General features: G+C 69.9%; 27 protein-coding genes. 7 read left to right on the top strand and 20 right to left on the bottom strand.

Annotated elements, in window-relative coordinates; translation table 11 throughout:
• Positions 1–267 precede the first annotated feature (267 nt).
• The 9 genes from RUR_RS07570 to recG form a co-directional block, all read right to left on the bottom strand.
• The gene (locus RUR_RS07570) at positions 268–471 is read right to left on the bottom strand and encodes a hypothetical protein (protein ID WP_283134193.1); all 204 of its coding nucleotides are present in this window, start codon (positions 469–471) and stop codon (positions 268–270) included.
• A gap of 326 nt (positions 472–797) precedes the next feature.
• A complete protein-coding gene (locus RUR_RS07565; protein ID WP_283134192.1) occupies positions 798–1,079 on the bottom strand; it encodes an acylphosphatase in 282 nt (93 codons plus the stop codon).
• A 12-nt stretch (positions 1,080–1,091) separates the two neighbouring features.
• Positions 1,092–1,946, bottom strand: a complete 855-nt coding sequence (gene mutM / locus RUR_RS07560) for a bifunctional DNA-formamidopyrimidine glycosylase/DNA-(apurinic or apyrimidinic site) lyase (RefSeq protein WP_283134191.1) — start codon at positions 1,944–1,946, stop codon at positions 1,092–1,094.
• A 16-nt stretch (positions 1,947–1,962) separates the two neighbouring features.
• Positions 1,963–2,724 carry a ribonuclease III gene (gene rnc / locus RUR_RS07555; RefSeq protein WP_428846978.1) on the bottom strand — a complete coding sequence of 254 codons (762 nt, stop codon included), beginning with the start codon at positions 2,722–2,724 and terminating at the stop codon, positions 1,963–1,965.
• Positions 2,725–3,011: 287 nt separating this feature from the next.
• Positions 3,012–3,191, bottom strand: coding sequence for a 50S ribosomal protein L32 (gene rpmF, locus RUR_RS07550; RefSeq protein WP_283134190.1), 180 nt, complete (start codon positions 3,189–3,191; stop codon positions 3,012–3,014).
• Between the two features lies 1 nt (position 3,192).
• The gene (locus RUR_RS07545; protein WP_428846977.1) at positions 3,193–3,723 is read right to left on the bottom strand and encodes a YceD family protein; all 531 of its coding nucleotides are present in this window, start codon (positions 3,721–3,723) and stop codon (positions 3,193–3,195) included.
• A gap of 126 nt (positions 3,724–3,849) precedes the next feature.
• A complete protein-coding gene (gene coaD / locus RUR_RS07540) occupies positions 3,850–4,326 on the bottom strand; it encodes a pantetheine-phosphate adenylyltransferase (RefSeq protein ID WP_283134188.1) in 477 nt (158 codons plus the stop codon).
• Between the two features lie 22 nt (positions 4,327–4,348).
• Positions 4,349–4,918 carry a 16S rRNA (guanine(966)-N(2))-methyltransferase RsmD gene (gene rsmD, locus RUR_RS07535; protein WP_283134187.1) on the bottom strand — a complete coding sequence of 190 codons (570 nt, stop codon included), beginning with the start codon at positions 4,916–4,918 and terminating at the stop codon, positions 4,349–4,351.
• 614 nt (positions 4,919–5,532) lie between these two features.
• Complete coding sequence (recG, locus tag RUR_RS07530; RefSeq protein WP_283134186.1) at positions 5,533–7,698, bottom strand: ATP-dependent DNA helicase RecG; 2,166 nt, start codon at positions 7,696–7,698, stop codon at positions 5,533–5,535.
• A 602-nt stretch (positions 7,699–8,300) separates the two neighbouring features.
• Between recG and rpmB the strand changes: the two genes are divergently transcribed.
• A complete protein-coding gene (gene rpmB, locus RUR_RS07525; protein WP_283134185.1) occupies positions 8,301–8,486 on the top strand; it encodes a 50S ribosomal protein L28 in 186 nt (61 codons plus the stop codon).
• Between the two features lie 175 nt (positions 8,487–8,661).
• A complete protein-coding gene (locus RUR_RS07520; protein ID WP_283134184.1) occupies positions 8,662–9,267 on the top strand; it encodes a maleylpyruvate isomerase mycothiol-dependent enzyme family protein in 606 nt (201 codons plus the stop codon).
• 24 nt (positions 9,268–9,291) lie between these two features.
• On the opposite strand, the gene thiD is transcribed toward RUR_RS07520, so the two are convergent.
• From thiD to RUR_RS07505, 3 genes are all read right to left on the bottom strand, one after another.
• Complete coding sequence (thiD, locus tag RUR_RS07515) at positions 9,292–10,092, bottom strand: bifunctional hydroxymethylpyrimidine kinase/phosphomethylpyrimidine kinase (protein WP_283134183.1); 801 nt, start codon at positions 10,090–10,092, stop codon at positions 9,292–9,294.
• 4 nt (positions 10,093–10,096) lie between these two features.
• Positions 10,097–11,176, bottom strand: a complete 1,080-nt coding sequence (locus RUR_RS07510) for a hypothetical protein (RefSeq protein WP_283134182.1) — start codon at positions 11,174–11,176, stop codon at positions 10,097–10,099.
• Between the two features lie 86 nt (positions 11,177–11,262).
• The gene (locus RUR_RS07505; RefSeq protein ID WP_283134357.1) at positions 11,263–12,246 is read right to left on the bottom strand and encodes a thiamine-phosphate kinase; all 984 of its coding nucleotides are present in this window, start codon (positions 12,244–12,246) and stop codon (positions 11,263–11,265) included.
• A 68-nt stretch (positions 12,247–12,314) separates the two neighbouring features.
• Here RUR_RS07505 and RUR_RS07500 point away from each other — a divergent pair, with 68 nt between their 5' ends.
• Both RUR_RS07500 and RUR_RS07495 read left to right on the top strand, forming a co-directional pair.
• Entirely contained in the window at positions 12,315–12,548 is a 234-nt protein-coding gene (locus RUR_RS07500) for an Lrp/AsnC family transcriptional regulator (protein ID WP_283134181.1), read from the top strand.
• 5 nt (positions 12,549–12,553) lie between these two features.
• The gene (locus RUR_RS07495) at positions 12,554–13,012 is read left to right on the top strand and encodes a DUF3515 family protein (RefSeq protein WP_283134180.1); all 459 of its coding nucleotides are present in this window, start codon (positions 12,554–12,556) and stop codon (positions 13,010–13,012) included.
• Here the strand turns inward: RUR_RS07495 and RUR_RS07490 are convergent.
• The 4 genes from RUR_RS07490 to RUR_RS07475 form a co-directional block, all read right to left on the bottom strand.
• Positions 13,009–14,115, bottom strand: coding sequence for a D-alanine--D-alanine ligase family protein (locus RUR_RS07490; protein ID WP_283134179.1), 1,107 nt, complete (start codon positions 14,113–14,115; stop codon positions 13,009–13,011). The genes RUR_RS07495 and RUR_RS07490 overlap by 4 nt on opposite strands.
• 31 nt (positions 14,116–14,146) lie before the next feature.
• Positions 14,147–15,376 carry a trans-sulfuration enzyme family protein gene (locus tag RUR_RS07485; protein WP_283134178.1) on the bottom strand — a complete coding sequence of 410 codons (1,230 nt, stop codon included), beginning with the start codon at positions 15,374–15,376 and terminating at the stop codon, positions 14,147–14,149.
• A 14-nt stretch (positions 15,377–15,390) separates the two neighbouring features.
• Positions 15,391–16,398 (bottom strand): NAD(P)H-dependent glycerol-3-phosphate dehydrogenase, encoded by a 1,008-nt coding sequence (locus tag RUR_RS07480; RefSeq protein ID WP_283134177.1) that lies wholly within the window; start codon positions 16,396–16,398, stop codon positions 15,391–15,393.
• 102 nt (positions 16,399–16,500) lie between these two features.
• Positions 16,501–17,166 carry a lysophospholipid acyltransferase family protein gene (locus RUR_RS07475; protein ID WP_346349023.1) on the bottom strand — a complete coding sequence of 222 codons (666 nt, stop codon included), beginning with the start codon at positions 17,164–17,166 and terminating at the stop codon, positions 16,501–16,503.
• Between the two features lie 174 nt (positions 17,167–17,340).
• Here RUR_RS07475 and cofC point away from each other — a divergent pair, with 174 nt between their 5' ends.
• Together cofC and RUR_RS07465 are read left to right on the top strand one after the other, a co-directional pair.
• On the top strand, positions 17,341–17,973 hold the full coding sequence (gene cofC / locus RUR_RS07470) for a 2-phospho-L-lactate guanylyltransferase (RefSeq protein ID WP_283134175.1): 633 nt from the start codon (positions 17,341–17,343) through the stop codon (positions 17,971–17,973).
• A 49-nt stretch (positions 17,974–18,022) separates the two neighbouring features.
• Entirely contained in the window at positions 18,023–18,229 is a 207-nt protein-coding gene (locus RUR_RS07465) for a hypothetical protein (protein WP_283134174.1), read from the top strand.
• 57 nt (positions 18,230–18,286) lie between these two features.
• Here RUR_RS07465 and RUR_RS07460 read toward each other — a convergent pair whose 3' ends face one another.
• The 4 genes from RUR_RS07460 to leuC all read right to left on the bottom strand — a co-directional run bounded on the left by RUR_RS07460 (position 18,287) and on the right by leuC (position 20,978).
• Positions 18,287–18,601 carry an HU family DNA-binding protein gene (locus RUR_RS07460; RefSeq protein ID WP_283134173.1) on the bottom strand — a complete coding sequence of 105 codons (315 nt, stop codon included), beginning with the start codon at positions 18,599–18,601 and terminating at the stop codon, positions 18,287–18,289.
• A gap of 82 nt (positions 18,602–18,683) precedes the next feature.
• Positions 18,684–18,944, bottom strand: coding sequence for an SCO5555 family protein (locus RUR_RS36930; RefSeq protein WP_487250714.1), 261 nt, complete (start codon positions 18,942–18,944; stop codon positions 18,684–18,686).
• Positions 18,923–19,510, bottom strand: a complete 588-nt coding sequence (leuD, locus tag RUR_RS07455) for a 3-isopropylmalate dehydratase small subunit (protein ID WP_283134172.1) — start codon at positions 19,508–19,510, stop codon at positions 18,923–18,925. Before leuD ends, RUR_RS36930 begins: the two co-directional genes overlap by 22 nt.
• 64 nt (positions 19,511–19,574) lie before the next feature.
• Complete coding sequence (leuC, locus tag RUR_RS07450; RefSeq protein WP_283134171.1) at positions 19,575–20,978, bottom strand: 3-isopropylmalate dehydratase large subunit; 1,404 nt, start codon at positions 20,976–20,978, stop codon at positions 19,575–19,577.
• A gap of 105 nt (positions 20,979–21,083) precedes the next feature.
• Here leuC and RUR_RS07445 point away from each other — a divergent pair, with 105 nt between their 5' ends.
• The gene (locus tag RUR_RS07445; protein ID WP_283134170.1) at positions 21,084–21,800 is read left to right on the top strand and encodes an IclR family transcriptional regulator; all 717 of its coding nucleotides are present in this window, start codon (positions 21,084–21,086) and stop codon (positions 21,798–21,800) included.
• Positions 21,801–21,811: the final 11 nt, after the last annotated feature.

Here is a 21,811-nt window from a genome sequence, read left to right as displayed (position 1 = left end):
GTTCCGGGTGCGTCTCACAGCGGACGCTCGCTCGACGGGTACGCCGAAGGCGCCGCCCTCACCCGGTCAGGCGCCAGGCTCTCACTCGCACACGGCAGCACTCGCCGGGAACTCGTCAACGGCGCAAGCCTAGCGCCGAGCGGGCCCCGCCGCCCGGAAGGCGCGGACGACCACGCGGAACAAACCGCTCACCGGCTTGCCGCGGTGGCGGCCAACAGAGAGGGACGCCTCGGTGGAGGCGCCCCGCTGGGAAAGACGACCCGACGCTCAGGTGAGGGCCGGTTCGCGCTCTCGGTCCTGGATGCCGCGCACGAACGAATCGTCGTTAGTGGTGGATGCCAAGGCGTCGTTCTGAGCCTGCAGCCGAATGAGTTCGGCCTCCAGGTCACGGATACGCTGTTGGAGCCGGCGCATTTCCGAGACCATCCTAGGGTCAGGACCGCCGACGTGGCCTAGTAGAGCCTTCGCCATGGTAAAGGGTCCTCCACGCTGAGTGACCAGATTGGTTCGCGCACTTTAAGCCGCGGGAGGGGTGCGCGTGGTTCTTTTCAAGAGTCGCATCAGCAAGGAGGACGGTCAAGTTGAACGCTCCGCTGTATGTGCTGATGAACACTATCGACCACTAAATATACCCGATAGTGGACCTTGAATTCCATCGAGGGCGGCTAAAGAGGGGCAATCCTTACCTCTCATACCTTCCGTATACCTGTTGACCTGCGAACCTCTCCGCCACCATGCCCACCCCGGTGAGAAAAATCACTCTGGGTAACCATCGGCAGGAGCCGGTACAGGCTTGCTCAGCGTTCCTCAAAGCCGGCCACGGTGTGCTTGGCCTCGCTCCACAACTCGGCGACCCCGGTCACCGAGCCCGGGGTGCTCCCCCCGCGCAGCAGCTCAAGCAGCTGCTCACACGCCCCGCGAGGCCCCTCGGCCACCACCTCGACCCGGCCGTCCGCCAGGTTGCTCGCCCAGCCCACCAGGCCGAGCTCCAAGGCCCGGGCGCGGACCCACCACCGGAAACCGACCCCCTGGACGCGACCCCGTGCCCACGCGGTCAGCCGTACCGGCCCATCGGACATGACCCGACCCCTCTACGGACGTGCGCCGCGCGGCCTCGGCTGGCACCGCGGACAGGAATAGGACGACCGGTTCATGAACGGATCCCGGTGGACCGGGGTGCCGCAGCGGGGACAGGGCTCGTCCCTCCGGCCGTACACGGCGAGAGCGCGATCGAAATAGCCGCTTTCCCCGTTGACGTTCACGTACAGGCTGTCGAACGAGGTCCCGCCTTCCGCCAACGCCTCCCGCATCACCTGGCGGATCGACTCAAGCAGTAGCGCGCTCTTCGCCGGCGGCACCGTCTCGGTGGGCCACGCCCAGTGCATCCCGGCCCGCCACAGCGCCTCGTCGGCGTTGATGTTGCCCACCCCGCTGATCAGCGACTGGTCGAGCAGCGCCCGTTTGACCCCGGTACGGCGGGAGCGGAGCCGGGCGAAAAACCACTCCTCGTCGAACGCGTCCTCCAGCGGATCCGGGGCGATGTGCGCGATGACCTCGGGCACCCCGTCCGAGAGCGGAACCACCATGAGATGGCCGAACGTCCGCTGATCGACGAAGCGAAGCTCGGTCCCGGCGTCGGTGAAACCCAGCCGGACCCGCAGGTGCCGCTCCACCGGCGACCCCGGGGCCAGGACGAGCAGCTGGCCGCTCATCCCCAAATGGGCCAGGAGGGCCTCCTCGTCGCCCAACGGCAGCCAGAGATACTTGCCCCGGCGCCGCGCCGAGCCCACCGTCCGCCCGGCGAGCCGGCCCGAGAAATCCTCGGCGCCGGCCGGATGGCGCCGGATCGCGCGCGGATGGAGCACCTCGGCCCCGGCGAACGTCCGCCCCACGACCCAGCGCTCGACGCCGCGCCGTACGACCTCGACCTCCGGAAGCTCCGGCATGGCCCTCCTTGAGTCGTCAGGTCCCCGCGCCGTCCCCGGCGGAGGACTCACCCTCGCCCTGAGACTGCCGCAGCGCGCGGATGGCCAGCCACGCCGCCTCGGCGGCCTGCTGCTCGGCCTCCTTCTTGCTCCGGCCCGCGCCTGTGCCGTAGACCTGACCGCCCACCCGCACCGTCGCGGTGAAGGACTTGGCGTGGTCCGGACCGCTCTCGTCCACATGGTAGTCCGGCACGCCCATCACCTCGGCGGCCGTGAGCTCCTGCAGCGAGGTCTTCCAGTCCAGTCCCGCGCCGAGCGAGGCCGAGCGGTCGATCACCGGGTCGAAGAGCACGTGCACGACCCGCGACGCCTCCTCCAGCCCGAGGTCGACGTAGATCGCACCGATGATCGCTTCAAGCGTGTCGGCCAGAATCGAGGACTTGTCGCGGCCCCCGGTGCCCTCCTCGCCGCGGCCCAGCCGGATGTAGCGCCCGGCCCCGAGCCGTCGCGCCACGTCCGCGAGCGCGCGCATGTTCACCACGGCCGCCCGGAGCTTGGCCAGCTGCCCCTCGGGCAGATCCGGGTGCTCACGGAACAGCGTGTCGGTGACCACCAGGCCGAGCACCGAGTCCCCGAGGAACTCCAGCCGCTCGTTGGTCGGCAGCCCGCCGTTCTCATAGGCGTACGACCGGTGGGTCAGCGCCCGCTCCAGGAGCTTGAGATCCAGCTTCACCGACAGAACGCGTTCAAGTTCGTCACGAGCCGCCTCGACACCGGGCGGTCCACCGTTGACGCTCACGTCTCCTCCTCGGGGCCTGCGAGGCCCCACCCGAAAACCCTGTGCCGGCGCGTGCGCACCGGCGCCTTCAGGCGAGGTGACGGCGACGCGACACCGGGTCGACCCGATGTCGCGTAAGGGGAGCAAGCCCCCGAAGACGTGGTGGGCGCCGGTCGGCTCCGGCGTCCACCACGGCCTCGGGCGTACCGCCACCAAGCCATGGTCTGCGTCGACCGGTCACAGGCGAGCGCCCGGTCGACGCGGAGGCGCTGGCCGATCGAGACCGGCCGGCGCCATGGCTGCCGGCGTCAGGCAGAAGGCTCGATCACCTGACGGCGGTTGTAGGTGCCGCAGGTCGAGCAAGCGATATGCGGCAGCTTGGGGTTACGGCACTGCTGGCAGTTGACGAGTGCGGGCGCGGCGGTCTTCCACTGCGCGCGGCGGGAGCGGGTGTTGCTCCGCGACATCTTCCGCTTTGGGACGGCCACGTCAGCCCTCCTGATCGTTGTCGTTGTGTTCCATGAGTTTCCCCAAGTCGGCCCAGCGCGCGTCGAGCTTCTCGTGCCGGTGATCGGGACCGGCCTCGGCCAGTCTGATCCCGCACTCCGTACACAGTCCGGGACAGTCGTCCCGGCACAGCGGGCTCAGCGGCAGCGCGAGCACCACCGCGTCACGGAGTATCGGCTCGAGATCGAGCAGATCGCCGCTGAGGACGGACTCCTCCTCGCCGGTCTGGAACAGCCCAGACTCGACGGGGTAGAAGAAGAGCTCCTGGAAGTCAACCTCGATCGACGAGGTCGACGACTCCAGGCAACGCGAGCATTCGCTGATGAGCGGTGCCTGCGCCGTGCCCGTGACGAGCACGCCCTCCATCACCGACTCGAACCGGAGTTCCAGCTCGACGTCGGCGTCCTTGGGGACACCGACCATGCCCACGGCGAGATCTGCCGGTGCCGGGAGGGTGCAGGTCATCCGGCGCATCGAGCCCGGTCGTCGCCCCAGTTCGTGAGTGCTGAACACGAACGGAGCCCGGGGGTCAAGGCGAGACAGAGGACTTCCTACTCTCATGAGGCATGACAGACCGCGCTCGTTGTACACGGCCGAACCGAAAGACTACCAGGGTTGGCAGGTACTTAGCTCCCGGCTCTAGCTCTTGAGACGCTGGGCGAGCAGCTCAATGATCAGGTCTGGGGCGAGTCCGGACACATCCCCGCCGTACTTGGCGATCTCCTTCACCCGGCTTGACGACAGGAAGGAGTGCTCCGGATTGGTCGCCATAAATAGGGTTTCGACACCCGACATCCGATAGTTGAGCTGAGCCTGCTGGAGCTCGTAGTCGAAGTCGCTCACCGCCCGCAGACCTTTCACGATCGCGGTGACCTCATGCTCCCGGCAGTAGTCCACCAGGAGGCCGTGGAACTTGTCCACGCGCACGTTGGGCAGGTCCTCGGTCACCCGGCGCAGCATGTCGATGCGCTCGTCCACCGTGAACAGGCCCTTCTTCTCAATGTTGATCAGCACGGCGACGATCACCTCGTCGTGCAGCCGGGCGGCCCGGCTGATGATGTCGAGGTGACCGTTGGTGACAGGGTCATACGACCCCGGACAGACGACACGATGCAACGTGAACCCCCAAGGGGTGCGATTAGTGGCTCCCGGCGGCGCGACCGTACCAAATCGCCGCCTCACCGTAACGACGGACCCTCTCCCCTTCGAACCCGGCGGGCCAGATCAGATCGGCCCCCCGGGACTCCCGCTCCACCGCGATCAAGGCGTGGTCCACGAGCCAGCCGTACTCGCGCAGCGCCCCGAGAACCTGAACCACCTCGGCGTCCCCCACCGAATAGGGCGGATCCGCGAACACCAGGTCGTACGGCTCCGCGCACCCCTGGGCCAGCACCCGCTCCACCCGGCCGACCGCCACGACCGCGCCCGCGAGCCCCACCGCGGCCACATTGGACCGGATGACCTGAGCCGCCCGCGGGTCCGACTCCACCAGCAGCGCGTGCGCCGCACCCCGCGAAAGCGCCTCGATCCCGACCGCGCCCGACCCGGCGTACAGGTCCAGCACCCGGACACCGTCCAGCGCACCAAGCGAGGACCCGACGGAGGAAAAGAGACCTTCACGGGCGCGATCACTGGTCGGCCGGGTGTTCCGCCCCCGCGGTACGGACAGTCGTCGGCCACCGGCAACCCCGGCGATGACACGCGTCATGCCGTCAGTCTGCCGTACGGCCCATGGTGCGATCGCCCCGGTATCGGTACGCCATATCCCATTACCCCAGGTCAAGAGTGCGCAAGACCAGGTGAGGAATGTGCAAGAGGGATGTTCAGCACCCTTGTTACGGTCGATTATGTACGTGCGGCCTTCAGGTGACCCAGAAGGAGGCCGACCGGTGTGATCGTGAGCCCTTCCGCACGCCGGTGCCCTCGGCACCTGACCCGAGGGCAGGGCCGGCTGGGGGCGGCATTCGGGGGGAGGCCGCCTCAAGCTGGGTCCACGGGTCAGCTGTCCGGCATTCGGGGGGAGGCCGGACAGCACGTGAGCCCGAGGTCGCAAGACCCCGGGCGGAGCAGGGACTGGACCCGGGGCCGCCGCGGCATCTGGGGGGAGGCCGCAGGCGCCCCGGGTCAAGTACCCACACAACAGGCTTTATCGGAGGACGAGACCGGGCGAGGCCGCTCCGGGGTTCGGGGGGACCCGGACGTGGCCCGCCCGGTCTCGGCCGGTCTCCACCCACGACGCCTGAAGCGCCCGCTCCCCGGTCGAGGACGCAGCCGGTACGGCGGCCGCGGGCCGCGGCGAGCACCCGGCCCAGGCCAAGCCCGTCAGGTCTTCTCCAGGTACTCGGCGCGCTCCTCGTTCACCAGACGGCCCAGCTCCGTCCGGAGCGCCGGATGCGCGGCCAGCTTCGGATCCTCCGCGACCAGCGTGCTCGCCGCCACCCGGGCCTCCTCGATCACATCCTCGTCCCGCAGCAGACGGAGCATCCGCAGCGCCGACTTGCGGCCCGACTGCGCGGCACCCAGCACATCGCCCTCCCGGCGTTGCTCCAGGTCGATCCGGGACAACTCGAAACCGTCCAGCGTCGCGGCGACCGCGTCCAGCCGAGCCCGGGCCGCCGTCCCCCCGGGCGACTCCGTGACCAGCAGGCACAGGCCCGGCAGACTCCCCCGGCCCACCCGCCCGCGGAGCTGGTGCAGCTGGGAGACGCCGAACCGGTCCGCGTCCATCACCACCATCACCGACGCGTTCGGCACGTTCACCCCCACCTCGATCACGGTCGTGGCGACCAGCACGTCGACCGCGCCCTCCGTGAAAGCCCGCATCACCGCGTCCTTCTCCTCCGGATGCATCCGGCCGTGCAGCGCCTCGATCCGCAACCCCGCCAGCGGGCCCGCGGCGAGCAGCGGAACCAGATCCGAGACCGCGATCGGCGGGCGGCGCTCCTCATCCGAACCCGCCGCCGGATCGCCCTCCTCCCCGTCGCCGTCACCGATCCGCGGGCAGACCACATAGGCCTGACGACCCGCCCCGACCTCCTCACGCACCCGCGACCAGGTCCGATCCAGGAACCGCGGCTTCTCCGCCGCCGGCACCACATGGGTCGCGATCGGCATCCGCCCCGACGGCAGCTGCGTCAACGTCACCACATCCAGATCGCCGTAGACCGTCATCGCCACCGTCCGGGGGATCGGAGTCGCCGTCATCACCAGCACATGCGGCCGCCCCGACGTCGACTTCTCCCGCAGCGCGTCCCGCTGCTCCACCCCGAAACGATGCTGCTCGTCGATGACCACCAGGCCGAGATCGGCGAACTGGACGTGCTGCTGCAGCAAGGCATGGGTGCCGATCACGATCCCCGCCGCGCCCGAAGCCGCGTCCAGCAGCGCCGAACGGCGCGACGCCGCGTTCGCCGACCCCGTCAGCAGCGCCACCCGGGTCCCGCCGAGCATCCCGCCCAGCGCAAGATCCCCCAGCAACTCCACGATCGACCGGTGATGCTGCTGCGCCAGCACCTCCGTCGGCGCCAGCAGGGCCGCCTGACCCCCGGCATCCACCACCTGCAGCATCGCGCGGAGCGCCACGATCGTCTTCCCCGAACCGACCTCCCCCTGCAGAAGCCGGTGCATCGGATGGGTGAGCGCCAGATCCGCCGCGATCACCCCGCCCACCTCGCGCTGCCCCTCGGTCAGCGTGAACGGCAGCCGCTCCTCGAACGCCGCCAGCATCCCGTCCCCCTGAGCCGCCCTGGCCGTCGCCGGCCACCGCTCCGCCGCAAGCCGGCGCTGCGCCAGCACCGTCTGCAGCACGAACGCCTCATCCCACTTCAACCTGCGCTGCGCCCGCCCCACATCCCGCATGTCCCGCGGCCGGTGCACCAGCTCCAGCGCCTCCCCGAGGCCGATCAGCGAATGTCCCGAACGCAACCCGGGCGGAAGCGGATCGTCCCCCACGCTCAGCGTGTCCAGCGCCAGCCGTACACACTTCCTGATCGTCCACGAGGGCAGCCCCCCGGCCGCCGGGTAGACCGGCACCGGCGCGCCCGCGAAGGCCTCCACCGCCGCCGACTCCGAACCCGCCTCCAGCAGCTCGTACTCCGGATGGGTGAGCTGGCGCTTCTTGTTGAACTCACCCACCTGCCCGGCGAACATCGCCCGCTTACCCGGCACCAGCACCTTCTCGTGATGGTGGGCCGCCTTGCCGAAGAACGTGAGCATCAGCCGGTCCCGGCCGTCGGTGACCACCACCTCCAGCAGCTTCCCCTTGCGCGACGCCATGTCCCGCATCCGGCTCTGCGCCACCTCCGCCACCACCGTGACGTGCTCACCCCGCTCCAGCTTCGAGAGGTCGGTGAGCTCGCCCCTTTCGGCGTACCGCCGCGGATAGTGCCGCATCAGGTCGCCGACCGTCCGCAGCTCAAGCAACTCGTCCAGCTTCTTCGCCGTCGGCGCGCCGAGGACCTTGGTCAGAGGCTCATCGAAGGTGGTCACCCTCCTGTTCTACCGGTTGCCACAGACAGTGCCGGTCAACATCGGCCACGGCCGGTCGGTGCCGGGCAAAGAGCGGCGCGCCACGAGCCGCCGCGCGCATTCTCGCGGCACAAAAGGTATGGGACCTCCGGTTTGCCCGGTCTAGACGATAGGCCGGGCCGGAAAGAGCCGCCCGGGTGACGACAACGGACGTGCGGACCGCCTCAGGCACGATCAGCGTTACAAGAACAGTATTTTTTGATATTGACCGCGGTCGGTTCACGCCGGACAAAAGACGTCCGGCGCGGACCGCCGCGCGCATTCGCCCGTCGCAAAGGACGCGACGTGCGAAGTGCGGACGTAGCGTGACCATCCCTAGGATCCAGCCGCGCCTACAATCCGGACCAGGGAACACGTGGAGAACCCTGGCCTACCGGCTGTAGCCCCGCCCGGCTCAACCCTGTCCGCCCGCTCCGCGGGGTGGGGTCGGGGGTTCGGTTCGCTGTTGGGGCGGGTATCGGCTATCCTCGTTTCGCCGGATGGTGATATCCGGCATGCCCGCCGTCCGCTCGGCAGCAGCGTGAGGCAGGGCGGGCCCATCAATGTGATTGAAGGAGACTCCCGTGGCTTCCGTCTGCGACGTTTGCGGCAAGGGGCCGACGTTCGGCAACAACATCTCGCACTCCCACCGCCGCACGCGCCGCCGCTGGAACCCCAACATCCAGACTGTGCGCGCCGTGGTGGGGAGCACGCCGAAGCGCATGAACGTCTGCACCTCCTGCATCAAGGCCGGCAAGGTCACCCGCTAGGGTTTCCAAGCCTGCTTCAAGCCCGCCATCGTCGCGATGGCGGGCTGTGTTTTTTACCCGGCCTGACATTCCCTCGGCTCACCGGCCGCTCCCGGTGATCCGGCTCAGACCGAGGCACCCGCCACCCCGACCGCGGTCCGGGCGTTTGGTGCTTCACGACCTCGTGGAGCCTTCGATGGGCCTGCGTCAACCTGTCAGCGTCGACGACGTGCACCGATGCACCACAGAAGTGATCAACATGCTTCGGGAGGGCGCCGATCGGGATTGGTCGCTCCCGGCCGGCACTCTGGAGTGGAGCTGCCACCGGACGGTGGAGCACATGGCCGACTGCCTGTTCTCCTATGCGGGTCAGGTGGCGGTCCGCCCGGCAGACCACTACGTACCCTTTCTCGTCACGGCGGACGAGGGCTCCTCGCCGGCGCAGATGGCGGAGTTCGTCATGGCCGCCGGAGGTGTGCTGGCCGCGGTCGTCGACCACGCCTCCGCCGGGATCCGGGCCTACCACCCGTCCGGGATGGCCGATCCCGAGGGTTTCGCCGCCATGGGATGTGTCGAGCTCCTCGTCCACGGCCACGACGTGGCCACCGGGCTGCGTCTCGACCCGGACCCGCCAAGGGACGTCTGCACGCGTGTCCTGATGCGCATGTTCCCGCAGATCGACGTGGACGGCGATTCCTGGGATCTCCTCCTGTGGGCGACCGGACGGCGGGAGCTCCCCGGCCGCGGGCATCCGGGAGCCGGCTGGCGCTGGCACGGAGCCCCGGTCGACATGCTCTTCTAGCCGGAGACTTGCGACGGCGGGCCTTCAGCGCGCGGCGGGGCGCAGGCGCCAGGCGTGGTCCACGGGGCCGATGCCGGAGCCCAGCGGGAAGCCGTGGGCTATGGCGCCGGTGACGTATCCCTTGGCGAGGCGGACGGCTTCGACGACGTCCTCGCCGAGGGCCAGGTATGAGGCGACGGCCGAGGCGAGGGTGCAGCCGGTGCCGTGGGTGTGCCGGTTGTCGTGCCGCTCGGCGCCGAAGGTCTGGGTGGTCGTGCCGTCGGTGAGCAGGTCGACGGGGGCCCCGGGCAGGTGCCCGCCTTTGATCAGAACCCAGGTGGGACCGAGTTCCAGGATCGCGTCGGCGGCTGCGCGCATCCCGTGCTCGTCCTCGACTTTGACCCCGGTGAGCTGCTGGACCTCGTACAGGTTGGGGGTGACCACGGTCGCCGCCGGGAACAGCCGGGATTTGATCGTCTCGACCGCCTCGGGGGCGAGGAGGGAGTCGCCGTGTTTGGAGACGCCGACCGGGTCGACGACGACGGGGGCCGAGACCTCCGCGAGCGTGGCGGCCACGAGCTCCACCAGGGTGGGCGAGGCGAGCATGCCGGTCTTGACGGCGTCCACCCCGATGTCGCCGAGAACCGAGTCGAGCTGGGCCTGGACGGCCTCGGCGGGGAGTTCCCAGTACCCTTGCACGCCCAGCGAGTTCTGCGCGGTCACGGCGGCGATGACGCTCATGCCGTGCACCCCGAGGGCGAGCATCGTCTTCAGGTCGGCCTGGATTCCGGCGCCGCCGCCGGAGTCGGAGCCGGCGACGGTGAGCACAAGGGGCGGCGTTGTCATGCTCCTATGGTGCCAGCCGGCAGCTACCGCCTTCGTACGTGCAGGCGGTGGGCTCGTGTGGTCTTCCTCTCGCTCCGAAGACGACGACGGCCGTCTCACCGGGCCCGAGCACGGTGCCGGTGAGGACGAGGTTCTCCTCCCGCTGGGTCCACTCGGCGCCTTCGGCGCTCTGGACGGTGCCCCCGACGGGCAGGCTGACGGTCCAGGTGTTCAGTTCTCCGCCGGTGTCGTTGGAGACGACGAGCCGCGCCGTGTAGCGCGCCCGAGCGGTTTCGACCAGTTCGTAGCTGAGTGTGAGGTCGGTGGCGGCCCGTAGTTCGGGCGCGGTGCTCGGCGGCCCCGTCAGGGTCGGCCGGCTCGGCCCGGGTGCCGGGTCGAGGGTGGGTTCGGGTTCCGGTTCGCTCCCGTCGTCGGTGACGTCCGGGCTCGGGTCGGTCACCTCGGGCACCGGCGGCGGGGCGGGCCGGGTGGTCGGGGTGGGTTTACCGCTCTTGGTGGGGCTGGGCGCAGGGCTCGGCCGCCTGGACGGCGGTTGCGGAGCCGGGTCCGGGGTGGTGGTCCGTTCGGGTTCGGGACTCTTCTCGGCGGGTTCGGTCGCCGGTTCGTCCTCGTCGGTGGGTGACTCGCCGGGGTCGTCGAGGGTGAGCGGAGGCGCTTCGCTCGGCTGCCGGGGGGCGGCGGCGCAGACGCTCCCGTCCGGGCAGGCCTCGCTTTCGGCTCCGGAGTTGACGATGACCACGGTGACGGCGGTGAGCGCCACCACGGCGGCCGCGGCCAGGGCCGCGACGAGTCCACCGCGTCTGCCGGGGCGGCGCCCCTCGGCCGTACGGCGTCGCCGTTCACGCGGGCGGCCCGCCGACGGGTTCGGGGATTTCCTGCGCCGGGAGTCGTCGGCGCCTTCCCAGGCGGGGATCCGCCTGCCGCCTTCCGGCGGCCAGGAGAGGGTGTCGGGGCCGGTCTGGAGGGGGTCGTCGAAGTCCGGGGTGAACGTCTGGGTGTCCTCCCCGCGGTCTACGTCCGCGAAGGGTGATTCCTTGAAGCCGAACCGGCCGAACTTCGCCGTTGACTGGGAATCGTCCGGCAAACCATCCCCTTCCGGGTCCGGCGGACGATGTCGTCCCATGCTTCCCCCCTCACGGAGCTACCAGGCCGTAGATATGAATAACATCTTTACTTCTCTCTTGTCACAATTTCATCGGTATTGGCTGGTGAGAAATGATCCCAGCCACCGGTGCGGTATACCCGGCCGTCGACCAGAACACCTGATCCTTCAAGGATTTCGCCGACGATCCGCCACTCCGACGGCAACTCCCGCCCAGCGGGGAAGACGGCGGCGAACGCGTGGTCGTCCCCTCCGGTGAGAACCCAGTCCAGAGCCGGGACGTTTAGGACGGCGGCCGCGTCCACCAGGGGCGACGCGGGCGCGAGCGCCGTCGAGTCGAGAAAGATCCCCACACCGCTCGCCTTGGCGACGTGCCCGAGGTCCTGGACGAGGCCGTCGCTGACGTCCAGCATGGCCGTGGCCCCGAGCCCGAAGGCGGCCAGGCCGCAGGCGTAGGGGGGCCGAGGACGCCGGTGCGCGTCCACCAGGGGCTCCAGCGCGGGGTCGCCGGAGGATCGGCCCGCCTGCAGGAGCGCCAGTCCCGCGGCCGCCCAGCCCAGGCGCCCCGCCACGGCCACGATCTGGCCCGGCCGGGCCCCGGCCCGGGTGACCGCCGGCCGGCCGGCCAGGTCGCCGAGCGCGGTGACCCCCAGGATGACCGTCTCCGACCGTACGACGTCCCCGCCGGCCACGCTCGCCCCGACCAGGTGGCACTCGTCGCGCAGCCCGTCGGCGAGGCGGTCCAGCCACTCCGCGGAGACGTCCGGGGGCAGTCCGAGGCCGGTGAAGATCGCGGTCGGGGTGGCGCCCATGGCGGCGACGTCGGCGAGATTCTGGGCCGCGGCCTTCCGCCCGATGTCATAGGGAGTAGACCAATCCCGGCGAAAGTGCCTACCCTCGACTAAGAGATCCGTTGACACCACAACACGCCCGTCCGGCGCAGACAACACCGCCCCATCGTCTCCAGGACCCAGCAGGACGGCACCACCTTGCGGTAGTCGGCCGACCAGTCGTCCGACGACACCGAATTCTCCAAGCTCACCGGCTGTGATGGCAGGACCTCCTTCTTGCGATCAAGAGTACGGTGAACCAGCCGAACGGGCACGAAAGGGAGGACACCATGGTGCACGCCTACATCCTCATCCAGACCGAGGTCGGTAAGGCGGCCAACGTCGCCACGGAGATCTCCGCGATCCCGGGCGTCACACAGGCCGAGGACGTCACCGGCCCTTACGATGTCATTGTTCGAGCGCAGGCCCTCAACGTGGACGAACTCGGCCGACTCGTGGTCGCCCAGATCCAGTCCGTCGCGGGGATCACCCGAACCTTAACCTGCCCGATTGTTCATATTTGAGAGTTATGACCACTTTACGAACAGCCGGTCGCCGGCGGTTCCCGATCACGCCGTTCGCCGCGGCCGTACTCCTCCTCGCCGGATGCGGCGGCCCCGTCCAGGTGGCCCCGCCGGTACCGGAGGGTGCGGCCGCGGCGGCCTGCGCGGCCCTGCACGACCGGCTGCCCCGCACCCTGCTCGGCCAGGCACGGGTCGAGACCAGCCCGCCCTCGCCGTACGTCACGGTCTGGGGCTCCCCCACCATCGCGCTGCGCTGCGGGGTGCCCCGCCCGGCCGCCATGCGCCCCACCGACCACGTCTCCGAGATCGACGGGGTCTCCTGGTTCAGCGACCGCCCGACCCTGTACACCGCGATCGGGCGGGTCGCCTACGTCGAACTGACCGTCTCGACGACCTATCCGGCCGGCGAGATCCTCGTCGACCTCGCGGGGCCGATCAAGGCCGCCGTGCCCCCACCGGCCTAACGCAGCCCGCTGGGACGGTCCAGCGCCAGCTGGATCAGCCGATCCACCAGATCGGGGTACGGCAGGCCGGAGGCCGCCCACAGCTGCGGCGCGATCGAGGCGTCGGTGAACCCGGGCATGGTGTTGATCTCGTTGAGGATCAGCTCCCCCGAGTCGGTGTAGAAGAAGTCCACCCGGGACAGGCCTTCGCAGCCAAGCGCCGCAAAGGCCCGCGCCGCCATCCCCCGGACCTGTTCGGCCACCTCCGCCGGGATGTCCGCGGGGGCCACCAGGGTCATGTCCTCGCCGATGTACTTCGCGTCGAAGTCGTAGAACTCGTGATCCCCGCCGACCAGCACCTCACCGGGGATCGAGGTCTCCGGCGGGTCGTCCCCGAGCGACTCCAGGACCGCGCACTCGATCTCCCGGCCCACGATCGCCTTCTCGATGAGCACCTTGGGGTCGTGCTCCCTGGCGTGCTCGACGGCGGCCTCCAGCTCGCCGCGGTCCCGCGCCTTGGAGATGCCCTGGCTGGACCCGGCCCGCGCGGGCTTCACGAACACCGGGTACCCGAGCTCGTCGACGTCGTCGACGACCCGTTTGCGCTCCAGCCGCCAGGCGCGCTCGGAGACCACGAGGTGCGGGCCGACCGGCAGCCCCGCCTGCGCCAGGACCATCTTCATGAAGGCCTTGTCCATGCCGACCGCGCTCGCCAGCACCCCTGAGCCGACATAGCGGATGCCGGCCATCTCCAGCAGGCCCTGAATCGTGCCGTCCTCGCCGAACGGCCCGTGCATCACCGGGAACACGACGTCGACCTTGGTGAGGACGCGCGGTGGACTTCCCGGGGTGAGAACGGTCAGCCCGCCCGGCGTCGACGGCAGGGCGAGCTCGGCCCCGGCCTCGTCCACGGTCGGCAGGACCGTCCCCTCCAGCTCGTAGCGCTGCCCCTCGGAGGCGAGGACCCATCGCCCGTCCTTGGCGATACCGATCGGCACGACGTCGTACTTCGCCCGGTCGATCACCTTCAGCACGCTGCCGGCCCCGAGGCAGGACACCGCGTGCTCCGAGCTACGGCCCCCGAAGATCACGGCCACTCGAACTGGTTCACGCTGTACTTCCATGGTGCACGAATCTACCGCCCCGGTGCGGTGATCAAGCTTTACCCCGCGCCCGGGCGACGTCGAGGGCTTTGGTGACGTCCACGATGAGGTCCTCGGCGTCCTCCAGGCCGATGGAGAACCGCACGGCTCCCGCGTCGATGCCCGAGGCGGTCAGCGCCGCGTGGTCGAGCTGGCGGTGCGTGGTGGACGCCACATGGCTGACCAGGGTGTGGGTACCGCCCAGGGAGGTGGCGACCCGGGCCACCCGGACGGCGTCCGCGAGCGCGACCCCGGCCTCGAAACCCCCGTGCGGAGTGATCGTCACGCAGGCGCCGTACCGGGTCCCCTCGGGTCCGGAGTCGAAGAGCCGCCGGGCCAGCTGGTGCCCGGGGTGATCGGGGAGCCCGGGGTAGTCGACCCGGCGGACGGCCGGGTGTTTGGCGACCGCTGCGGCGAAGACCATGGCGGTGGCGCAGTGCCTGCGCACCCGCAGCGACAGTGTCTCCAGCCCGCGCCGGAGCAGGAACGCGTCGTCCGGCGAGAGCACACCTCCCGTATCGATCCTGACATTTCGGATTTTTGCCATTAGGTCGGGACGGCCCACCACAACGCCGCCGGTGCAGTCGGAATGGCCCCCGAGGTACTTGGTAGCCGAGTGGACCACCAGGTCGGCCCCGTGCTCCAGCGGACGGCAGACCACCGGGGTGGCGAAGGTGGAGTCCACCACCAGCAGCGCCCCGGCCTCCCGGGCCACCCGGTAGAGGCCGCGCAGGTCGGCGACGGCCATCGTGGGGTTGGCGAGGGTCTCCGCGAACAGGATCTTCGTGTTGGGCCGCACGCTGGCCCGGACGCGGCCCAGGTCGGTGAAGTCCACGAAGTCGACCTCGACCCCGAACCTGCGGAACACGTTGACCAGGAGGGAGTAGGTCCCCCCGAAGACCGGCGCCGGGGCGAGCACGTGCGTCCCGGTCCGCAGGAAGGTGGTGAAGACCGCGTTGATCGCCGCCATGCCCGAGGCGAACGCCTCGCCGGCGACGTCCTCGGGAGCGGCGGCGCCCTCCAGGGAGGCGACCCCGCTCGCGAACGCGGCGACCGTCGGATTGTCGACTCTGCTGTAGGAGTAGCCGGGGACCTTGTCGCCCAAGACGTCCGCGTACTCCTGGGAGTCCTCGAAACTCCAGGCCGCGGTTCGCCAGATGGGAAGCCCCACGGGGGTCTGCGTCGGCCGGGGAGGGGGTGGCAGGTGGACCGCGCGGGTGTTCTCGCCCTGTCTCCTGCGCAAACGCCGAGAGTTTGTCACACGCCGTACCGTTCCGGTTTGGGAGACCGCGACATCAGCAACGCCGCGGCCTCACGCGGTGTCATCTCATCGTGGACCACACCCACCACGACCTCGGTGATGGGCATCTCCACGTCGTGCTTTTTCGATAGCTCCAGTACGGACACGCAGGATTTGACACCTTCCGCGGTCTGCCTGGTTGCCGCGATCACTTCCCGGAGAGTCATGCCCTTACCCAGGTTCTCCCCAAACGTGCGGTTTCGTGCAAGCGGTGAGGCGCAGGACGCCATCAGATCGCCCATCCCGGCCAGCCCCGCGAACGTATGCGGATCCGCGCCGAGCGCCGCGCCGAGCCGGGCGATCTCGGCGAGCCCCCGGGTCATCAGCATGGCCCGGGCGTTGTCCCCCAAACCCATGCCCACCGCCACCCCCACGGCGAGCGCGATGACGTTCTTCACGGCTCCGCCGAGCTCCACCCCCACCACGTCGGGGTTGGTGTACGCGCGGAACCACGGGGTGTGGCAGGCCTCCTGGAGCCGCTCCGCCGCGTCCCGGTCGGTACAGGCCACCACGGTGGCCGCGGGCTGGCGATGGGCGATCTCCGGTGCCAGGTTCGGGCCGGAGACCACCGCGACCCGGCCCGGCGGGACCTCGGCCACCTCACAGATGACCTCGCTCATCCGCTTGCAGGTACCGAGCTCGATGCCCTTCATCAGGCTCACCAGCAGCGCGTCCCGGGGAATGTGGGGCTTCCACGCGGCGAGATTGCGGCGCAGGGTCTGGGACGGGACGGCGAGCACCACGAACCCGGCGCCCGCCAGCGCCTCCGCGGGGTCGACGGTGGCGACGATCCCCGGCGGCAGGGTGACCCCGGGGAGGTAGTCGGGGTTCTCCCGTCGCAGATTGATCGCGTCGACGACCTCCTGCCGCCGCCCCCACAGCCTCGTGGGGGTCCCCGCGTCGGCGAGGACCATCGCGAACGTCGTCCCCCACGATCCCGTTCCGAATACGGCGGCGGTGTTCACCGGGGCCGCTCCGCGGACTTGGCTTCTTCCGGCATCGTCGCCGTACCCCTCACGATGTGCACCCATACCTCGACTGATCTACCCAGCAACTTTCACCTGATGTCATGAATCGACCGCCGGGCGGGCGTCGTACGGGAGCTCCGGCGCCTTCTCCCGGCGCAGCTCGGCGAGCTGCTCGGTGACGGCGCCCATGATGTCGGCGGTGGCGTCGCGCAGGGTCGACCCGCGCAGCGGCTTGTCCTGGTACGCCGAGAGGTCGACGGGAGGGCCGGCCAGCACCCGGAACGTCTTCCGCGGGAACAGGCTCAGCTTCTTCTTCCGGTACGGGAGCAGATCCTGCGCCCCCCACTGGGCGATCGGGATCACCTTGGCGCCGGTCTTGAGCGCGAGCCGCGCCACGCCCGTCTTCCCCGTCATCGGCCACAGGTCCGGGTCGCGGGTACAGGTCCCCTCCGGGTACACGATGACGCACGCGCCGTTCTTCAGCCCCTGCTCGGCCTCGCGGAGCGAGAGCGCCGCGTCCCCGCTCCCCCGGTACACCGGGATCTGCCGGAGCCTGCGGAGCGCGTACCCGAGCCCCTTCACCTTGAAGACGCCGTCCTTGGCGAGGTAGACCGGCCAGCGCCCGGACTTGTAGACGAAGTGGGCGAGGAGCAGCGGGTCGATCGTCGAGATGTGGTTGACCGCCAGGATGACACCCTCCTCCCGAGGGAGATTTCCCCTGCCCCGCCAGTCCCGCTTGACCAAGGCCAGCAGCAACGGCTTCAAGATCCCTACGGCTAGGGCTTCCCACGGTAAGGGCGGTCGTCCGCGGCGACTCATCGAAACATCCTCCTGTCCAGGCCTGCCTGGCTAGTGTCCCGGTTACCGCCGCACAGTGTCGAGGCGAGATTCTTAGGGTATGCACGCGACAGACCAGCTGAACCACGAGGAGACCCGGCCGTGAGCACCCGATGGTCGATCGTGGTCCCCGTCAAGACCCTGCCCGCGGCCAAGTCCCGGCTCGCCGTCTTCGCCGGACCCGCCCGGGAACGTCTCGCCCTCGCCATCGCGCTGGACACGGTCGCGGCGGCGCTCGCCTGTCCGCGCGTCGAACGGCTGATCGTGGTCACCGACGACCCGGTGGCCGCGCCGCCGCTCGTCGAACTCGGCGCCCTGGTCGTCCGGGACGAGCCCGACGCCGGCCTCAACCCCGCGCTCCGCCACGGGGCGGCCGAGGCGCTGCGGCTGGCGCCCGGCTCGGGGGTCGCCGCCATGCAGGCGGATCTGCCCGCCGTGCGCCCCGGCGAACTCACCCGGGTCCTGGACGCGGCCGACGGGTTCGACGAGTCCTTTCTCCCCGACGCGGCGGGGACGGGGACCACCCTCTACGCGGTCCGCCCCGGGGTCCCGTTCGAACCGCGGTTCGGCGGAGCCTCCCGCGACCGGCACCTGGACGCCGGGGCGAAGGAGCTCCTGCTCCCCGGCGTCTCCTCGGTCCGGCGGGACGTCGACACCGAGGCCGACCTGCGGTCGGCGCTCGCCCTCGGCCTCGGCCCGCGCACCGCGGAGGTCGCCGCGACCCTGATGGCCTGACGGCCGCGGCCGGCTGGGGAAGCCCCGGGCGAGTTGTTACGCTCAGGGCGTGCAGGCCACCGTGAAAACCTTCGACGACGCCACCCGCTCGGGCAGCGTCTACCTCGACGACGGGACCGAGCTCCCCTTCGGCGCCGACGCCTTCGACGCCGGTCCCCTGCGGCTGCTCCGCTTCGGCCAGCGGGTCAACATCGTGCTGACCGAGGGGCGCATCACCTACATCACGCTGTCGACCTTTCCCCTCCCCCAGGGCTAAAAACTCGCGCCCGGACCCGCGTCGAGCGGAATCCGGGCGCGTTGGCGAGGTATTCGGTTATTTCTTCTTCGCCGCCGCCTTGGGCGCCGCCTTCCTCGGGGCGGTGTTCACCGCCGCCTTGAAATCGGCTCCGGCCCGGAACTTCGGCGCCCAGCTCTCAGCGACCTTGATGGCCTCTCCGCTGGCCGGGTTGCGGGCGGTGCGAGCAGGCCGGTGGACCTTCTCAAAGGCCCCGAAGCCGGTGATCGCCACCTTCTCCCCTTTGGCCACCTCGTGCTGAATGGTTTCGAGGATGGCGTTCACTGCCTCGTTCGCAGTCTTCTTATCTCCCACTCGACCCGAGATCGCGTCGACGAGTTCACGCTTGTTCATGCATGCTCCCCCTGTTTTCCCTTACGCGCATGAAATTAAGGGACGAACGCGCGGGACTCAATCACCAAACGCAATGTTTCGCCTACTCGGTGTGTCGTATATCGAGGTCACGGAGAAACGAATCCAGCCTGAGGCACGCGTGATCCAAGTCATGCTTTGCCAAATCGCAGATCACCACGAGCCTTCTGGCCAGGCGGGTTCGCTCCTGATCTGGTACGGCGAGCACCCGGACGCGGTGATGCGCGTCACGCAGCTTCCGGGCAAGCTCGGCGGGCGGGTCGGCCCGGAGAGCGCTCTCCCCGGGGCCGATCTGGGCATTGGTCAGACAGTCGTCGGCAGCCATGGCTGCCGCCCATTCTCGTACACCTCGATGTCGTCGGCGTGACGCAGGGTCAGTCCCGTGTCGTCCAGCCCTTCGAGCAGACGCCAGCGGGTGTAGTCGTCGATGTCAAAGGAGACGGTGAGGTCTCCGGCCCGAACCACGCGATCCACCAGGTCGACGGTGATCTCGGCGGTCGGGTCCTGCTCCGCCTCATCTTGGAGCCGCTCGACGACCTCCGCCGGAAGGATGACCGGCAGCAGACCCATCTTGGTGGAGTTGTTACGGAAGATATCGGCGAACTTCGGGGCGATGACCACGCGGAAGCCGTACTGCTGCAGCGCCCAGACCGCGTGCTCACGCGAGGAGCCCGTACCGAAGTCGGATCCCGCGACGAGGATGCTCGCCCCCTGGTACGCGGGGTTGTTCAGCACGAAGTCGGGATCCTCCCGCCATGCGGAGAAAAGCCCCTTCTCAAAGCCGGTCCTGCTGACCTGCTTCAGCCAGACGGCCGGGATGATCTGGTCGGTGTCGACGTTGCTCCGGCGCAGCGGCACCGCCCTGCCGGTGTGGATCGTGAAAGCTTCCATGTGTGCTCAGCCTTTGCGAGATCTCGAACCCGTCGCCGGGTCGAAGTGGGGATGGGCGGGACGGTCAGAGGTCGGCGGGCGCGGTGAGACGGCCGGTGACCGCGGTCGCCGCCGCCACCTGCGGGGACACCAGGTGGGTTCGGCCACCCTTGCCCTGCCTGCCCTCGAAGTTCCGGTTGGAGGTGGACGCGCTCCGCTCACCGGGGGCGAGCTGGTCGGGGTTCATCCCCAGGCACATGGAGCAGCCCGCCTCACGCCACTCCGCGCCGGCGGCCTTGAACACCTGGTCCAGTCCCTCGGCCTCCGCCGCCGCCTTGACCTGCATGGAGCCGGGGACGATCAGAGTCCGGGTGACGACCTTCCGGCCGGACAGGATCTCCGCCGCCGCCCGCAGGTCCTCCAGCCGCCCGTTCGTGCACGAGCCGACGAAGACCGTGTCGATCGCCACGTCGCGCAGCGGCGTGCCCGCGCGCAGATCCATGTAGGTGAGCGCCCGCTCGGCCGCCGACCGCTGGGCCGGGTCGGCGAAGTCCTCGGGGGCGGGCACGGACGAGGCGAGCGGCGCCCCCTGGCCCGGGTTGGTGCCCCAGGTGACGAACGGCGAGAGGGTGGAGGCGTCCAGCCGTACCACCTCGTCGAAGACGGCGTCGTCGTCGCTGCGGAGCGAACGCCAGTACTCCACCGCGGCGTCCCAGTCGGCGCCCTTGGGGGCGTGCGGACGGCCGGCCAGATACTCAAACGTCGTCTCGTCCGGTGCGATCAGCCCGGCTCGCGCCCCCGCCTCGATGGACATGTTGCAAACCGTCATCCGGCCCTCCATCGACAGGGCCCGGATCGCCTCGCCGCGATACTCCACGATGTAGCCCTGACCGCCACCGGTGCCGATCTTGGCGATGATCGCCAGGATCAGGTCCTTGGCGGTCACTCCGTACGGCAGCGCGCCGTCGACCTCGATCGCCATCGTCTTCGGCCGGTACAGCGGCAGGGTCTGGGTGGCCAGGACGTGCTCCACCTCGCTGGTCCCGATCCCGAAGGCGATCGCCCCGAAGGCGCCGTGGGTGGAGGTGTGAGAATCGCCACACACCACGGTCATGCCGGGCTGGGTCAGGCCCAGCTGGGGCCCGATCACGTGCACGATGCCCTGCCCCGCGTCACCCATCGGGTGCAGCCTGACGCCGAACTCCGCCGCGTTCTTGCGCAGCGTCTCCACCTGGGTGCGCGACACCGGGTCGGCGATCGGCGCGAGGATGTTCACAGTCGGGACGTTGTGGTCCTCGGTGGCAATGGTGAGATCGGGCCGCCGCACGGTCCGGCCCGCCATCCGCAGACCGTCGAAGGCCTGCGGGCTCGTCACCTCGTGAACGAGGTGCAGGTCGATATAGAGCAGGTCGGGCTCACCTTCGGCACGCCGCACGACGTGCTGCTCCCAGACCTTCTCCGCGAGGGTCCTGCCTGTACCGCGGCCCATGTCGTTCTCCTCCTGTGCGCACGCATCCTTGCGTGCCTCCCAGATTTCCGATCGGCGCCTCAGATAGCGTTTGCTTCTCAGACTCTGAGACGGCAGTATCGGGGTATGGACAACTCTAGCGGAGTCGGCGTACTGGACAAGGCGGTTCTGGTCCTCAACGCCCTGGAGGCCGGCCCCTCCTCCCTCGCACAGCTCGTCCAGGCCACCGGCCTCGCCCGACCGACCGCCCACCGCCTCGCGGTCGCCCTGGAGCACCACCGCATCGTCTCGCGCGACACGCAGGGCAGATTCATCCTCGGACCCCGTCTCGCCGAGCTGTCCGCCGCCGCCGGCGAGGACCGGCTCCTCGCGGTGGCCACCCCCGTGTTAACTCACTTACGTGACATTACCGGCGAAAGCGCCCAGCTCTACCGGCGTCAAGGCGACGAACGCGTCTGCGTGGCCGCCGCGGAACGATCACAGGGGCTCCGGGACACCGTCCCGGTCGGCTCGGCCCTGCCGATGAGCGCCGGATCCGCCGCCCAGATCCTGCTCGCCTGGGAGGAGCCCGACCGTCTCCACCGCGGCCTGCGGGGAGCCCGCTTCACCGCGGCGACGCTGGCGTCCGTACGGCGCCGCGGCTGGGCCCACAGCGTCGGCGAGCGGGAGCAGGGCGTCGCCTCGGTCTCCGCCGCCATCCGCGGGTCCGGCGGCAAGGTCATCGCGGCCGTCTCCGTCTCCGGGCCGATCGAGCGCCTCTCCCGCACCCCGGGCCGGCTGCACGCGGGGGCCGTCGTCGGCGCCGCCGAACGGATCTCCGAGGCGATGCGGCGGAACGTCTGAGCATCGGCGAG

The organism is Rhizohabitans arisaemae, from assembly GCF_025996515.1.
In the GTDB taxonomy this organism is placed as follows: domain Bacteria; phylum Actinomycetota; class Actinomycetes; order Streptosporangiales; family Streptosporangiaceae; genus Rhizohabitans; species Rhizohabitans arisaemae.
This window is presented reverse-complemented; position numbering and strand designations above follow the sequence as displayed.

Excerpts from the sequence above, each read along its gene's own strand:
- RUR_RS07570 (WP_283134193.1), bottom strand. The coding sequence starts at position 471 with ATGGCGAAGGCTCTACTAGGCCACGTCGGCGGTCCTGACCCTAGGATG.
- RUR_RS07565 (WP_283134192.1), bottom strand. The coding sequence starts at position 1,079 with ATGTCCGATGGGCCGGTACGGCTGACCGCGTGGGCACGGGGTCGCGTC.
- mutM (WP_283134191.1), bottom strand. The coding sequence starts at position 1,946 with ATGCCGGAGCTTCCGGAGGTCGAGGTCGTACGGCGCGGCGTCGAGCGC.
- rsmD (WP_283134187.1), bottom strand. The coding sequence starts at position 4,918 with ATGACGCGTGTCATCGCCGGGGTTGCCGGTGGCCGACGACTGTCCGTA.
- RUR_RS07520 (WP_283134184.1), top strand. The coding sequence starts at position 8,662 with ATGGGCCTGCGTCAACCTGTCAGCGTCGACGACGTGCACCGATGCACC.
- thiD (WP_283134183.1), bottom strand. The coding sequence starts at position 10,092 with ATGACAACGCCGCCCCTTGTGCTCACCGTCGCCGGCTCCGACTCCGGC.
- RUR_RS07500 (WP_283134181.1), top strand. The coding sequence starts at position 12,315 with ATGGTGCACGCCTACATCCTCATCCAGACCGAGGTCGGTAAGGCGGCC.
- RUR_RS07495 (WP_283134180.1), top strand. The coding sequence starts at position 12,554 with ATGACCACTTTACGAACAGCCGGTCGCCGGCGGTTCCCGATCACGCCG.
- RUR_RS07490 (WP_283134179.1), bottom strand. The coding sequence starts at position 14,115 with ATGGAAGTACAGCGTGAACCAGTTCGAGTGGCCGTGATCTTCGGGGGC.
- RUR_RS07460 (WP_283134173.1), bottom strand. The coding sequence starts at position 18,601 with ATGAACAAGCGTGAACTCGTCGACGCGATCTCGGGTCGAGTGGGAGAT.
- RUR_RS36930 (WP_487250714.1), bottom strand. The coding sequence starts at position 18,944 with ATGGCTGCCGACGACTGTCTGACCAATGCCCAGATCGGCCCCGGGGAG.
- leuD (WP_283134172.1), bottom strand. The coding sequence starts at position 19,510 with ATGGAAGCTTTCACGATCCACACCGGCAGGGCGGTGCCGCTGCGCCGG.
- leuC (WP_283134171.1), bottom strand. The coding sequence starts at position 20,978 with ATGGGCCGCGGTACAGGCAGGACCCTCGCGGAGAAGGTCTGGGAGCAG.
- RUR_RS07445 (WP_283134170.1), top strand. The coding sequence starts at position 21,084 with ATGGACAACTCTAGCGGAGTCGGCGTACTGGACAAGGCGGTTCTGGTC.